Source organism: Thiocapsa imhoffii (assembly GCF_016583985.1).
In the GTDB taxonomy this organism is placed as follows: Bacteria; Pseudomonadota; Gammaproteobacteria; order Chromatiales; family Chromatiaceae; genus Thiocapsa; species Thiocapsa imhoffii.
The window spans coordinates 1-14,140 of sequence record NZ_NRSD01000028.1; the positions used below are offsets into that span (position 1 = coordinate 1).

Sequence of the window (14,140 nt, forward strand, 5' to 3'; positions counted from 1 at the left end):
TCTCTGGGGGAGGAGAGGGTGTGTGGGGCGGTGTCGGCAGCTGTGGTGTCGAGGACGTTCCACAACTCGAATCCCGACAAGTCGCAGGCAAATAGCGTGCTTCGAGATCAGGGCTGGAGCAACACCAGTTGATGGCGCCGCCTTGGACTTGAGCGGCGAGGACGACATGCCGGCCATTGAGTTGGGGGACCCTGTCGTTGAAGCGCACCCAGATCTCCCCCTCGTTCTGGACCTCGGTTTGCGCGACGTACTTCCCGTTGATGTTGGATGCCTCGGTCAACCGCGCCGCCTCGTTGGATGAGGGCAGGGCGCCCGTGAAGGCGAAGGTCTCGACCACCGCGATCTTGGCCGCGGAGGCGAACAGGAGTCCCTCGCTAACCTTGCTGCGGACCGTGTAGTCCTGATAGGCGGGCAACGCGATGGCGGCAAGGATGCCGATCACCGCCACCACGATCATCAATTCGATCAAGGTGAAGGCCCGCTCGCGCCGGGGCGCTCGCCGGCCAGGCTGTCGATGGCTGGGTTCTCGATAGACGAAGCCGCCGTTCCGCTGAGTCCTGTTCACGCCTTCAGTCATCATGTGATCTCCAACGGATGCCATTCCTTGAATCCACACCGATCAGCGTTTGGATCGGTTGTCTCGATGTCGGCGATCGCGCCATCGTTTGAATCCTCAAGAACTCCGATGATACGGCCTAGCGTGTCGAACTGCGATTGATCGTGAAGGACAAGCTGGCCCTCCTGGATGGCGATACGCAGCTTCTTCTCAAGCGCGGAGCGTTGGGTTGACGCTCGCCTGCATTCTAGGCTCGTAGAAATGCAGGCGATTACGCCCGGCGGACTTGGCCTGGTACATGGCCAGATCGGCGTGTTTTAGGATGTCTTGGGTAGTCGGCGGCTCATGGTCGAACATGGCGATCCCGAGGCTGGGGGTGCTGTTGTACTCGGTGCCTGCGAGCAGGTAGGGCATCCCCAAGGCGGCGACGATCTTCTCGCCAATCCCTTCGGCTTGCGCAGCGGCTTGGGCCGGATCCGCGCCGAGATCATGCAGTAGAACAACGAACTCATCCCCGCCGAGTCGCGCGACACTGTCACTCTCGCGCACCGTCAGGTTCAGCCGTCGTGCGACCTCCTCCAAGAGCAGATCGCCGATCTGGTGACCGCGGGTATCGTTGAGCTGCTTGAAGTGGTCCAGGTCGATGAAGATGAGTGCGCCGTGCTTGCCCGTGCGTGCCGCGGCAGCCAGCGTCTGATTCAGCCGCTCGAGTAGCAGCCGGCGATTCGCCAGACCAGTTAAAGGGTCATAGAAGGCAAGCCGGCGAATCGCTGCCTCGTCCGCTTTGCGTTGGCTGATGTCCGTTAGGGTGCCGACATAGTGGGTCACAAGCCCGAGATCGTCGCGCACCTCCGTGACGGTCAGCCACTCCGGAAAGGTCTCGCCGTTCTTGCGCCGATTCCAGATCTCGCCCTCCCAGTGCCCTTGGTGTTCGATGCGCGCCCACATCTGCGCAAAGAAATCCGGGTCGTGCCGAGCCGAGCACAGCAGCCTCGGGGTTTTGCCGACGCACTCCTCGGCCGTGTAGCCGGTGGACCGTGTGAAGGCCGCGTTGACCCGCAGGATGTGCTCGTGCGCATCGGTGACCAGCATTCCCTCTTGTGCTTCGAAGGCGATTGCGGCGATGCGCAGCTCCGCTTCGGCTTCCTTGCGCGCCGTAATATCCTGCGCGATGCCGCGCACGGTCAGAATCTCGCCCTGGTTGTTGCGGATCACCTCGCCCACGGCATGCACCTGCCGCACGACACCATCGACCGGGCGGATGATCTGATGCTCGATGTCGTAAGAGTCATGTCCGTCCAAGGCTGCGTTTAAGGCGCCTTGCACCGCATCGCGATCCGCTATCGGGACGAGCGTCATCATCTCCTCGGAGGACTGCGGGACTTGCTCATCGATCCCGTGGATCGTCTTCCAGCCCGCGGAGTGTGTCCAGCGATCTTCGGCGACATCCCACTCCCAGGAGCCGATGTTTGCGATCTGTTCGGCCTGCTCGAGAAGACGCCGCTCTCGCTCCAAGACCTCCTCGACCGACTTGCGCTCGGTGATGTCTTCGACGGTGCCGACGGCGCGCAGCGCCCGCCCGTCGCTGTCGAATTCGAGAACCGCCCGTTGGCGCAGCCAGCGCTGTTTGCCGTCGACAAGGGTGCGGTGCTCCACGTCGTAGGGCTCGCCCCGCAGCGCCATTTGCCAGGCCGTCTCAACCGTTGCGCGGTCGAGTGGATGAACCCTCTCCAGAATAGCGTCAAGGCTGACGGGCGTGTCGGGCGGCACGCCGATGATCTGGCTGGCGACGGCCGAAGTGGTTGCCCAGTTTGACTGGATATCGAAATCCCAGCTCCCAACCTGCGCGATCTCCTCCGCGCGCTCCAGGTCAGCCGCGCGCGCACGAAGCTTGGCTGTGCGTTCGGCGACCTTCATCGCCAGCCGCGCCTTCTGGGTGCGTGCATTGGCGAGCAGCTTTGCCAGCGTCGCCAACAGGAGGCTGAAAAGCAGACCGAGGAACAGACCCATGCCAATCCGGACACCGAACCCGAGCGGATCATCCCAGCCGTCGATCGGGCTGAGGTTGAGAGTCCAGGTGGCGTTCGGCATCTCGAGCTGCCCATCCCACGGGGGGATCTGCTCGACGACTCCGGCCGAGACGTCAAGCGCGCCGAGGAGGGTCGCGAGTGTGATGATCAAGGGCGGCATCAACTGTCGTGTACCGCGATATCGCATAGGTCTCCGCCAATCTGATGTCGTGCCTGAACAACGCCCGCAGCGGTTACGGCCGTGATTAAGGTCCTGTCGTACGGGCATCGAACATGGAGGTTGCTCGATGGGTGAACTGATCGTCGTCGCGGCGGATGAAGAAGGCGGCAAGCCCCTCGGATTCCGCGATGGCGAAGCCCTGCTCGGGTCCCAGCACCAAGAGTGCCGTCGCCCAGGCATCCGCGTTGGCGCAGTCCTCGCTGATCACCGTGACCGAGGCGAGTTCGTGTTCGACCGGCCGCCCCGTCGTCGGGTCGATTGTGTGGGAGTAGATCTGGCCGTCTTCACGATGGAAGTTCCGATAGTCACCCGAGGTCGCCATGGCCGCATCCTCGAGCGCGACGATACGATCGATGCCACGACCATCGGTCTGCGGGCGCTCGATCGCCACCCGCCAAGGTCGTTCGCCGGGTTTCCGACCCTTCGCACGCAATTCGCCGCCAATCTCGACGAGATAGGCTGTAGCGCCGACCTCGTCGAGGATTGCTGCGATGCGATCGACGCCATAGCCTTTCGCGATCCCGGAGAGGTCGACAAACAACTCCGGGTGCGTCTTGCGCAATGCCGGGGGATCCGCGCGTGTTGTCAGACGATCGGAGCCCACTCGCTCGCGGGCGTGCGCGATCGCCGCCGCGTCCGGAACGCGGAAGCTCTGGAACTCGGGGCCGAATCCCCAAAGATTCACCAAGGGTCCGACCGTGACATCAAAAGCCCCCGCACTGCGTTCATGGATGCGTTGCGCCTTCGCGATCAAGGCGACTACCTCCGGCTCGCTCGCAAACCAGTCCGTTGAGCGACTGGCGTTGAAGCGTGATAGGGCCGAGTCCGGACGATAGGTCGACATCAGATCATTCACGCGTTCGAGCTCCGCGTCGATCCGCTGCTGCAAGGCCTCGGCGGTGAGGGTCGGGGGCAGCGCGATCAGCTTCACGCTATAGAAGGTCCCCATGGTCGCGCCGCGCAGTTCGAGGACGCTGTCTCGATCCTGGCCGCAGCCACTTAGGAGGATCAGCAACAGCAGGAGCAGCAGCCATGACAGCGAGGATGTGAGACGGAATGCAGGATGGGCGTGGTTCATGATGGGTACTCTACCCAAGGGCGACCCTGAGTCAATCGAGCCGTGCTTGTGATCGGCAACAAGACCAGATCCACCACGATGGACAGCATGCGATGCCATTCGGGCGATCATGACTCGGCTCCCGGGATGGCACTGGTGCCGCTCGCATCGTGATGGATTAGCCCCCCGAGTCCCGCTCTGCTGAATCCTCATCGGGGTCTGCTACCGCCGCCGGGTCGAAGAGGTCGGGTATCAAGGCCGGCTCCCGGCGCTGCGGCGGTTTGAGTCCAAGGTGTAGATAGGCCGCCTGCGTGGCTACCCGTCCGCGCGGCGTGCGCATCAAGAACCCTTGTTGAATCAGAAAAGGCTCCAGCACGTCCTCGATGGTGCCGCGCTCTTCACCAATCGCCGCGGCGAGACTCTCGACACCCACCGGCCCGCCGTCGAATTTGTTGATGACGGCATCGAGCAGCCGCCGATCCATCTGATCGAATCCCTGGTGGTCGACCTTGAGCAGATCGAGGGCTAGATCGGCGACCTCCGCCGTGATGCGACCCTGCGCCCGCACCTGCGCATAATCACGCACGCGCCGCAGCAGGCGATTGGCGATGCGGGGTGTTCCGCGTGAGCGTCTGGCAATCTCGGCCGCGCCTGCGGGTTCGGTCTCGATGCCCAGGATGCCTGCCGAGCGGCGGACGATCCAGGCGAGATCCTCGGCCCCGTAGTATTCGAGCCGTTGGACGATCCCAAAGCGGTCACGCAGGGGGGAGGTCAAGAGCCCGGCGCGAGTGGTTGCGCCGACCAGGGTGAAGGCGGGAAGATCGAGCTTGATCGAGCGCGCGGCCGGACCCTCGCCGATCATGATGTCGAGTTGATAGTCCTCCATCGCGGGGTAGAGCACCTCCTCGATGACGGGACTGAGCCGATGGATCTCATCGACGAAGAGCACGTCGCCGGCGTCGAGGTTGGTCAAGATGGCCGCGAGATCGCCTGGCTTCTCGATCACCGGCCCCGAGGTCTGGCGCAGATTCACCTGCATCTCGTGCGCGATGATGTGCGCGAGCGTTGTCTTGCCGAGCCCCGGCGGCCCGAAGATGAGCACATGGTCGAGGGCCTCGCGCCGCGCTCGCGCCGCGCCGATGAAAATCTCCATCTGATCCCGCACCACGGGCTGTCCGACATAGTCCGCGAGCTTGCGCGGACGAATCGCACGGTCGAACGCCGGTTCGTCACGGCCGGGTTCTGGGGTGATGAGGCGTTCGGGCTTGGTCATGGGGGCGCTGGTCAGTGTGAATGCACCTGTTTGGTTTGGCCGGGAAGCTGGCGATATTCCGAGCAGCGTTTCGGAGTCGGGATGCCCTTACCCGGATTCAACAATCCGTGCGGATCGAAAGCGGATTTGATGGCGTGGAATTGACGCAACTCCTCGGGACTGAATTGCACGCACATCTGGTTGATCTTCTCGATGCCCACGCCGTGCTCACCCGTGATGGTTCCGCCGACCTCGACACACAACTCCAAGATGCGCCCCCCGAGTTCCTCGGTCCGCTCCAATTCACCCGGCTGGTTCGCATCGAACAGGATCAAGGGGTGCATGTTGCCATCGCCGGCATGGAAGACATTGGCGACCCGCAGTCCGTATTCCCGAGACAGTTCAGCGGTGCGACGCAACACCTCTGGCAGGGCGCGGCGGGGAATGGTGCCGTCCATGCAGTAGTAGTCAGGCGAGATGCGGCCGACCGCTGGAAATGCGGCTTTGCGTCCCTTCCAGAAGCGCATCCGCTCCGCATCGTCGCGTGAGATGCGTACCTCGGTCGCGCCGCTTTGCAGCAGTCGCTCACGCACTAACGCGATCTCTTCGCTGACCTCTTGAAGGGTGCCGTCAATCTCGCAGATCAGGATCGCCGCCGCGTCTGTTGGATAGCCGGCATGCACGAAATCCTCGGCGGCCTGAATTGCCGGCCCATCCATCATCTCCAGGCCGGCCGGAATGATCCCCGCCGCAATGATGTCGCCCACCGCCTGTCCGGCTTTCTCGACATCGTCATAGACGGCGAGGATCGCCTGCGCCCGCTCGGGAACCGGCAGCAACTTGACCGTGACCTCCACCGTCACCCCCAGCATGCCCTCGGAGCCGATGTAGAGCGCGAGTAGATCATAGCCGGCGGAATCGAGCGCGGCGGAACCCAAGGTGACGAGTTCGCCCGTGACCGTCACGACCGTCACCGCCAACACATTGTGCACCGTGAGTCCGTACTTCAAGCAATGCACACCACCGGAATTCTCCGCCACATTCCCGCCAATGGTGCAGGCGATCTGGCTCGATGGATCCGGGGCATAGTAGAGACCATGCACCGATGCCGCTTCGCTGATGGCGAGGTTCCGCACGCCCGGTTCGACGCGTGCCGTGCGGGCGACCGGGTCGAGTTCGAGGATCCGGGTGAAGCGCGCCAGGCTCAGCAGCACGCCATCCCCGCGAGGCAAGGCCCCGCCCGACAGTCCCGTGCCCGCGCCGCGCGCCACCACCGGAACCTGACGCGCATGGCAGAGCCGCATGATACGTTGCACATCCTCGACCGTTCGCGGTAGCACCACCAATAGCGGCAACTGGCGATAGGCCGAGAGCCCATCACACTCATAAGGTTGAACCTCTTCGTGTTGCTCAAGCACCGCATCCGCGGGTAAAAACGCCCGCAACTCGCGAACGAGATCGGCGCGGGTCGCGCGGAGCACGGGATCATCGAAATCGATCTGGGGCGGTTGGATCAGGCTCATGATGGGGACAGATCTCGAAGTCGAAGAGTCATTCCCGGAGCCTAGGGCCAGAGGGCTCCGGAGTAAACACTTCCTCATGAATGGCCGCCTCCTGTTCACGGTTCGACCTGAGGGTAGGAACAGCGAGGCGGGATAGGTTACTGCGGGTGTGCGGCTCGCGCATTGAGTGCGACCGCCGCTTCGCTGTAGAATCGCCCCTCGGTCAGCACTCACAAGTGCGACCGCATCACTTCCGCGTCCCGCCTCGCTGGCGTAGCTCAGTTGGTAGAGCAGCTGATTTGTAATCAGCAGGTCGTCGGTTCGAATCCGTCCGCCAGCTCCAATAAAAACAAACTGTTGGATTGATCACCAGTTCCGTTCTCCTGGTCGAAATCGGCCTCGGGTAACGCTTCGGGTAACAATCCAGCAGCGTTTGACCTGTTTCGGACTTCCGCGTTGTGATGTGAGGGTGGACTTTGGTGAGGGCCTCGTGAGGTGACCGGTCTCAGGGAACGCGCTCCGGCTTGCCTATCGGGGTTTTCGCCGGGGCGGCAACAAGGGAGAGGAACCCAGCGACTCGGCAGGAGGCCAATCCGTGACATCGACAGCCATTGCGTCGGCCGGATGGGTGCATGACCCGCACGTCAAAGGACCGTTACAAGGCCAACTTCACCAAAGGCGGTCTGATGGTCCCGGAGAGCCGCATCGTTGCCGGTCTACTCCTTGAGGGCATCGACGCCGCGGGCTGGAAACAGGCCATCGAGATCGATAACGCCCTGGCAAAGCGATCGCGCACGACCGCCTCGACGAAGGCCGCGCTGATCCGCGCCCGGTTGCAGACCATGACCGAGGATCTGTGGCGCCTGGTTCGCGATGGCAGCACGCCGGTGGCGACTCATGCGGTTTTCGCCGCGACCATCACCTACTCGCCTTTGATCGGCGACTTCCTTGACCTGGTCGTGCGCGATCTCTATCGGCGCTTCGAGAAGACCCTCAAGCCCCAGCACTGGGATCGCTACTTGGAGGACTGCCGGAGCCGCGAGCTCTTCATGCCCGAGTGGTCCGAAGGGACTCTGGCCAGCCTAAGAACGCGGGTGTTCGGCATGATGACCGAGGCCGGTTACCTGTCCGATTCACGAACACGCTTGCTGAAACCCGTGCGCCTTTCCCCGGAGGTTGCGCGGTACCTGAAGGAATCCGAGCGGAGCTACGCGCTCCGATGCATGGAGCTGACGGAATGAATCACGATTTCAACGATCGGCTGAACCGGATCCTCGACCGGATCACGGCGGACGACTTTCTCCACGGCAAGGGACTCGGCAACGAAATCCCCTTCTACGCCTTCGACTATCCCCCGGACCGGGAGTTGGAGGTGCGCGAGCACATCGTCTTTCTCCTCGCACAGATCCCCAAACGTCGACCCGAGCTGCGCTTCGCTCACATCAACCTATTCGATCTGATCATCCGCCACCTCAAGCACCGCGGGTTTTACGAGAAGGCGCTGGATGTTCAGAAGATCAAGGGCGACGAAGCCCTGCTGAAAGCCCTCTCGGCGCCGCTGGAGTCCGGCAAGTTGGCGCAGGTCTTCACGGACGCGGTCAAGCCCGACGAACAGGATCTCGTGCTCGTCTCGGGGGTCGGCAGCGCCTATCCTCTGCTGCGCACCCACAACCTTCTCAACAATCTCCACCACCGCATGGGCAGCACTCCGCTGGTGCTGTTCTACCCCGGGGTGTACGACGGGCAATCCCTGCGGCTGTTCGGTACGCTCGCCGATAAACCCTATTACCGCGCGTTTCGGTTAGTGGATAGTGGTGAGTGGTGAGTGGTGAGTGGATAGGAGGTGTGGCGGTGTTGATTGAGGAGTATCGGGACGTGATCGTTTGGGAAAGGTCAATGAAACTGGCGATCGAGATTTATCGATTGATCCGTACTTTTGGCCGCGAAGAGTTGTATGCGCTGACAAGCCGGATGCATCGGGTTATCGGTTCGAATCCCTCGACAACCAACCACTATCCACTATCCACTATCCACTAAAAACCACTCACCACTAAAAAATGTTGATCAAGGACCTCTTCACCAAGCCGATCGATCGCCCCATCAACGGCGTCATCAAGGCCGACCAGGCCGACACGGAATCCGTTTGGCAGGAGCTGGACGAGTACGTCGTCACCAAGGAGCTGGACATCCACTTCCGCAAGTTCTTCGGCGCCTATCTGGATGCGATCGATCGTGCGGGCGATCCGAATGTGATAGGCAAGGTCGGCGTGTGGATCTCCGGCTTCTTCGGGTCCGGGAAATCCCATTTCCTGAAGATCCTCTCCTATCTGTTGGAGAACCGCACGGTGACCCGCTCGGGCGAGACCAAACGTGCGATCGAGTTCTTCGACGGCAAGATCCAAGACGCCATGCTCGCGGGCGACATCAAGCGCGCTGTCGGCACCGATGTCGACGTCATCCTTTTCAACATCGACAGCAAAGCGGACAGCAGCAGCGGGCGCGACGCCATCCTCCGGGTCTTTCTCAAGGTCTTCAACGAGAAGCTCGGGTACAGCGGCGATCATCCGCATCTGGCCGACCTGGAGCGGCATCTTGACACACGCGGCAAGCTCGATGCCTTCAAGTCGGCCTTCCGGGCCGCTGCCGATGTCGACTGGGAGCTGGAGCGCGATGGGTACAGCTTCTATTCCGATGAGCTGGTGCAGGCCCTCTCGGAGGCGTTGGGCAAGACCCCCGAGGGCGCGCGAGCCTGGCTCGACAAATCGGAGGACGACTTCAAATCCCTGCTGACCGTCGAGAACTTCTCTCGCTGGGTCAGGGAATACCTGGACAGCCGCGGCCCGAGCCACCGCATCGTCTTTCTGGTGGACGAGGTTGGCCAGTTCATCGGCCAAGACACCCATCTGATGCTCAATCTCCAGACCATCACCGAGAATCTCGGCACCGCGTGCGGTGGCCGCGCCTGGGTCGTGGTGACCTCCCAGGAGGACATCGACGCGGTGTTGGGCGAGGTGCGCGCCTCCAAAGCCAATGACTTCTCCAAGATCCAGGGCCGCTTCAGGACCCGCCTATCGCTCTCGAGCGCCAACGTGGACGAGGTCATCCAGAAGCGCCTCCTGAGCAAGACCGATGGGGCCTGCTCCGCGCTCTCGGACCTCTACCGCGTCAAGGCCGACATCCTCAAGAACCAGCTCAGCTTCAGCAACGTCGGCATGACCTTCAAGCCTTACGCCGACGAGCTAGACTTCGTGAGCGTCTACCCCTTTGCCCCCTACCAGTTCCAACTCGTGCAGAAGGTCTTCGAGGCCATCCGTCGCCACGGGGTCACCGGGCTGCACCTGGCCCGTGGCGAGCGCTCCATGCTCGACGCCTTTCAGTCCGCCGCCGTCCAGCTGTCCGGCGAGGAGATCGGCGCGCTGTCGCCCCTGTATCGCTTCTATCCGGCCATCGAGAGCTTTCTGGAAGGCATCGTCAAGTCGACCATCGACAATGCGGCCGCCAACCAGAAGCTGGAGGGCTTCGACGTCCTGGTCCTCAAGACCCTGTTCCTGATCCGCTACGTCGACGAGATCCGCGGCAATGTCGACAACCTGGTGACCCTGTTCGTCGACCGCATCGATGCGGACCGACTTGCGCTGCGCCACCAGATCGAGGCGAGCCTCCAGCGCCTGGAGAAGGAGACCCTGATCGGGCGCAACGGCGAGGACTTCTTCTTCCTCACCAACGAGGAGCGCGACATCAGCCGCGAGATCAAGGACGTCGATCTCAGCTCCGCGGAGGAGGCCAAGTTCCTCGGCGAGCTGATCTTCGAGGACGTGCTCAAGGGCCTGCGCAAGCACCGCTTCCCTGACAACAACAAGGACTTCGGCATCAACCGTCTGTGCGACCTGCACCCCCACGGCACCCGCACGGACGGTGACCTGGTGCTGTCCGTGGTTACGCCGCTGGCCGATGATGACGCCTACTACGACGACGGCAAGTGCACCCTGCAGAGCGCCGTCGAGGGTGGCCAGCTCATCGTGCGGCTGGACGACGACAAGACCCTGGCGCGAGAGCTGCGCACCTATCTGCAGACTGACCGATACGTCGGCCGCAAGAACGACGGCACGGCCGCCCCCACCACTCTCAAGATCCTGCGCGAGCGCCAAGAGGAGAACCGGGAGCGCCGTCAGCGCCTGGTCCTTCACCTCGAGCACCTTGTCAAGGAGGCCGGCTATTATGCCGTCGGTCAGCCGATCCAGCCCAAGGGCGGGACGGCCGCCGCGGCCCTAAATGATGCCCTGACCTACCTGATTCGCAACAGCTTCAACAAGCTCGGTTACCTCACCCAGCTCTCCGCCAACACTCAGGCCGAGATCAAGGCCGTGCTGAGCGCCACCGACGTCGACGACCTCGGTTTCTCATTGGAGGCCGGACAGGGCAACCAGCAGGCCCTCGGCGAGGTGCAGACCTACGTCGCTATGATGTCCAGCGCCAACAAGCAGGTGATCCTGGAGGACCTGGTGGAGGGGCGCTTCGGGCGACGGCCCTACGGCTGGCCGGATTGGGAGGTCGTGCTCCTGGTGGCCCGTCTGGTCAGGAAGGGCGACATTAGCCTGGTCATGGACGGCGCGACCCTTTCAACGGACAAGATCTACGACGCCGTCATCACCCCGAGCAAATGGAAGCGCATCACCGTCGTCAAGCGTCAGGCGGTTGATGACCTGCAGATCCAAGAGGCACGCAAACTCGCCAAGGACGTCTTCGGACAGATCGCCCCCGACGGCGAGGATGCCGTGGATGCGTTTCTTCGTGAGCGGCTGGATGGTTGGCGCACCGACCTGACCCAGTACAAGACCCTGGCCGACACCGGAGACTATCCGGGCGCTCAGGAGATCGCGGATGCCCTGGGCGTCATCGCCAAGCTCCTCGCGGAGAAAGAGAGCGTCGGCCTGATCGGCGCGTTCCTGGAGCGCAAGGCCGACCTGCTCGACCTCTCCGACAGCGTCCACGAGTTGGCGAACTTCTACGACACTCAGCGCCCGACCTGGGAGAAGTTGCGCAAGGCGCATGCCCGGTTCCAACTCAACCGCGCCTGGCTGGACAAAGACGCGACCGCTGCCGCGGCACTCAAGCGTATCAAGGAGATCCTCGACGCCGCCGCGCCCTACGGCATGCTCAAGGATGCCGAATCCCTGATCCAGACGGTCGAGGGCGTCAACACCGCCCTGATCACGAAGCGGCGCGACCATGTCCTTCAGCGCATCGACGCCCATATCACCAAGGTCAAGGCGGAGCTTGATGCCGCGCAAGCATCCGAAGACCTCCGAAACGAGAGCCTCTACCCACTGCAGACCCTGAAGCACCAAGTCGAAACCCAGACCAGCATCGCGCACATCAATCAGGCACAGCCGAGTGCGGAGGAGTTGGCGGACGAGGCGATCGACAGGATCGAAGCGGCGTCGAAGCCGAGAAAACAACCCGAAATCGGTGACAAGGAACCACCCGTCTACGTCAAGAAGCGACGCATCGTCCAGGCGGCGCGGCTTGCACCCACGGGTTTTCTCCAAACCCAGGCCGACATCGACGCCTACCTGGACAAGCTGCGGAGCGTACTGGAGTCAGCCATCGCCAACGACGAGCGCGTGGAGATTCGCTGAAGCTGCTATGTTCTACGACATGCAGATCGATCAGTCACTCGAAAGGTGAGACCTATGGCCTCGGTCATCCTGTCCGATCCGTTTCAGATCTCCATCCCCAAAGCGATCCGCGAGGAAATGCATCTTCAGGCCGGTCAGAGGTTCGCGGTGATCCCCAAGGGCGACATCATTGCCCTGGTCCCCATCCCCGATCTGGTTGAGATGCGGGGAATCGCCAAGGGAGCGGATATCAGCAACTACCGGGATCGGACAGATCGCCTGGAACGGTAGTGGCCGAAGAGCCCCCGTCGACCCTTGGGCGCGAATTTGATCGATGGTATTACAATCCAGAAAAGTAACGCCAATACCGGAAAGAGCATCATGCAAACGTCGACCCTTACAACCAAGGGACAGGTCACCATACCGGTTGAACTGCGCAAGCGGCTGGGCCTTCATCCCGGGGACCAGGTCGGATTCCTTGTCGAGGATGGAGAGGTGCGCCTGGTGCGGCGTGAGCGCCGTGTCGAAGCCGCCTTTGGCATCTGTAAGGCTAAGGTCTCGGTGGCGGATGAGGAGATGGAAGAGGCCATTCGGAGCCGGGCGGGCAAGTGATCGCCGTTGATACTAATGTGCTGGTGCGCATTCTTGTCGATGAGCCAAGTCAGCCCGCACAGGTGATCGCCGCCAGGGCGCTGGTAAGCGACGCCGGCGCGGTCTTCGTGCCCTCGGTGGTTCTGGTCGAAACGGTCTGGGTGCTGGAAAGCGCCTACGGCCTACCAAAGTCCGACGTGATGCAGGCGCTGGACCACCTCCTCGCCAACGCGGCCTTTACCCTGGAGGAGGAGCAAAGGTGTAACGCCGCTCTGCGTCTGTTCCGTGAATCCGGCGCCGACTTCTCAGACTGCCTGATCCTGGCCGGTTGCCAGGCGCGGGAGCTACCGCTCTATACCTTTGACAAGCGCCTCGCCAAGCTGACCGGCGCTATGCCGGTCGAAGTGGATAGTGGATAGTGGATAGTGATCCGACAACCGCTTCGCCGTCTGTTCGGCGTGACCTGTTTTCAGAAATAGGCAAGAACCATGAACCCCGTCCGCATGATTTTCGAGGATACGCCGGATTGCATTACGATCCCTGAAGCCTTGCGCCACCGCAAGACCGAGATCATCGTCTGGCCGCTGGATGAGCCAACTGCGATTCACCCAGGATCTGAGCCCACCAAGGCCGCGCGTGCCGACCAGGCTCCCGAATCCGGAGACGTCAGAACCACGTCATCCGCTGCACCTGGTCTTCCCGATCTGAGTGAATTCCGCGCCACTTTGCCGATGCAAACCATCAGCGCGGGAGAGTTTTGTCGGGCGATGCGCGAACAGGATCGTTTTTGATGCACTACGTCGATACCAGCGTCTTGATCGCCTATCTGGTTCCGGAAAAGTATTCAGATCAGGCTGATCGATCGCTGCGGGATCCCGCCCATACACCATTAGCCTTGAGCGCATGGACTGAAACCGAGTTGATGTCGGGGCTTGGGATCAAATGTCGAACGGGACAGATCGAGGAAAGCGACCGGCGCAAGACGTTGGAGCAGTACGAGAGGCTGCGCGATCATTTTGTGCACCTGGAAGTGCTGGAAGACGATTACCGGAATGCCGCGCGGTTGCTGCAAAACTGGCGGCTGGGATTACGCGCCGGAGACGCCTTGCACCTTGCCGTTTCTCACCGTCATTCCTGCATCATCCTAAGCCTGGACGAGCGACTCGTGAAAGCCGGCCAGCAAGTTGGAATCGCAGCGGTCTGCCTGCGCCCGGACAATCCGGAAAGCCCCCCATACTGAACCCCGAAGCCATCACTGTTCTGGATCCCACCTCGAGTCCAGCGACCACTCACCACTCACCACTCACCACGTCC

The 14,140-nt window shown here is 62.2% G+C and carries 14 protein-coding genes and 1 tRNA gene; 10 read left to right on the top strand and 5 right to left on the bottom strand.

The features are described from left to right. The 5 genes from CKO25_RS18215 to CKO25_RS18235 form a co-directional block, all read right to left on the bottom strand. Positions 1-580: pilin (locus CKO25_RS18215; RefSeq protein WP_276569049.1), on the bottom strand; the 580-nt coding region annotated here is incomplete at its 3' end. A 186-nt stretch (positions 581-766) separates the two neighbouring features. Further along, on the bottom strand, positions 767-2,746 hold the full coding sequence (locus tag CKO25_RS18220) for a sensor domain-containing protein (protein WP_200389385.1): 1,980 nt from the start codon (positions 2,744-2,746) through the stop codon (positions 767-769). 85 nt (positions 2,747-2,831) lie between these two features. Continuing rightward, a complete protein-coding gene (locus CKO25_RS18225) occupies positions 2,832-3,884 on the bottom strand; it encodes an FAD:protein FMN transferase (RefSeq protein ID WP_200389386.1) in 1,053 nt (350 codons plus the stop codon). A 157-nt stretch (positions 3,885-4,041) separates the two neighbouring features. Beyond that, positions 4,042-5,136 (bottom strand): Holliday junction branch migration DNA helicase RuvB, encoded by a 1,095-nt coding sequence (ruvB, locus tag CKO25_RS18230; protein ID WP_200389387.1) that lies wholly within the window; start codon positions 5,134-5,136, stop codon positions 4,042-4,044. An 11-nt stretch (positions 5,137-5,147) separates the two neighbouring features. Then, positions 5,148-6,638: an FAD-linked oxidase C-terminal domain-containing protein gene (locus CKO25_RS18235; RefSeq protein WP_200389388.1), complete on the bottom strand. Its 1,491-nt coding sequence runs from the start codon at positions 6,636-6,638 to the stop codon at positions 5,148-5,150. A 246-nt stretch (positions 6,639-6,884) separates the two neighbouring features. Between CKO25_RS18235 and CKO25_RS18240 the strand changes: the two genes are divergently transcribed. From CKO25_RS18240 to CKO25_RS18285, 10 genes are all read left to right on the top strand, one after another. Then, positions 6,885-6,960: transfer RNA gene (locus tag CKO25_RS18240), tRNA-Thr, on the top strand. Between the two features lie 289 nt (positions 6,961-7,249). After that, positions 7,250-7,858: a DUF1819 family protein gene (locus CKO25_RS18245; protein ID WP_200389389.1), complete on the top strand. Its 609-nt coding sequence runs from the start codon at positions 7,250-7,252 to the stop codon at positions 7,856-7,858. Then, complete coding sequence (locus CKO25_RS18250) at positions 7,855-8,442, top strand: DUF1788 domain-containing protein (protein WP_242467723.1); 588 nt, start codon at positions 7,855-7,857, stop codon at positions 8,440-8,442. The genes CKO25_RS18245 and CKO25_RS18250 overlap by 4 nt, the downstream gene beginning before the upstream one ends. 50 nt (positions 8,443-8,492) lie before the next feature. Beyond that, on the top strand, positions 8,493-8,654 hold the full coding sequence (locus CKO25_RS22015) for a four helix bundle protein (protein ID WP_371829728.1): 162 nt from the start codon (positions 8,493-8,495) through the stop codon (positions 8,652-8,654). Positions 8,655-8,674: 20 nt separating this feature from the next. After that, positions 8,675-12,256 (top strand): BREX system P-loop protein BrxC, encoded by a 3,582-nt coding sequence (gene brxC / locus CKO25_RS18260; protein ID WP_200389392.1) that lies wholly within the window; start codon positions 8,675-8,677, stop codon positions 12,254-12,256. 54 nt (positions 12,257-12,310) lie between these two features. After that, on the top strand, positions 12,311-12,526 hold the full coding sequence (locus CKO25_RS18265) for an AbrB/MazE/SpoVT family DNA-binding domain-containing protein (RefSeq protein WP_200389393.1): 216 nt from the start codon (positions 12,311-12,313) through the stop codon (positions 12,524-12,526). A gap of 90 nt (positions 12,527-12,616) precedes the next feature. Further along, positions 12,617-12,847 carry an AbrB/MazE/SpoVT family DNA-binding domain-containing protein gene (locus CKO25_RS18270; RefSeq protein WP_200389394.1) on the top strand — a complete coding sequence of 77 codons (231 nt, stop codon included), beginning with the start codon at positions 12,617-12,619 and terminating at the stop codon, positions 12,845-12,847. Next, complete coding sequence (locus CKO25_RS18275) at positions 12,844-13,245, top strand: PIN domain-containing protein (protein ID WP_200389395.1); 402 nt, start codon at positions 12,844-12,846, stop codon at positions 13,243-13,245. Before CKO25_RS18270 ends, CKO25_RS18275 begins: the two co-directional genes overlap by 4 nt. An 84-nt stretch (positions 13,246-13,329) precedes the next feature. Next, entirely contained in the window at positions 13,330-13,617 is a 288-nt protein-coding gene (locus tag CKO25_RS18280; protein ID WP_200389396.1) for a hypothetical protein, read from the top strand. Next, on the top strand, positions 13,617-14,066 hold the full coding sequence (locus tag CKO25_RS18285; protein ID WP_200389397.1) for a type II toxin-antitoxin system VapC family toxin: 450 nt from the start codon (positions 13,617-13,619) through the stop codon (positions 14,064-14,066). Before CKO25_RS18280 ends, CKO25_RS18285 begins: the two co-directional genes overlap by 1 nt. Positions 14,067-14,140: the final 74 nt, after the last annotated feature.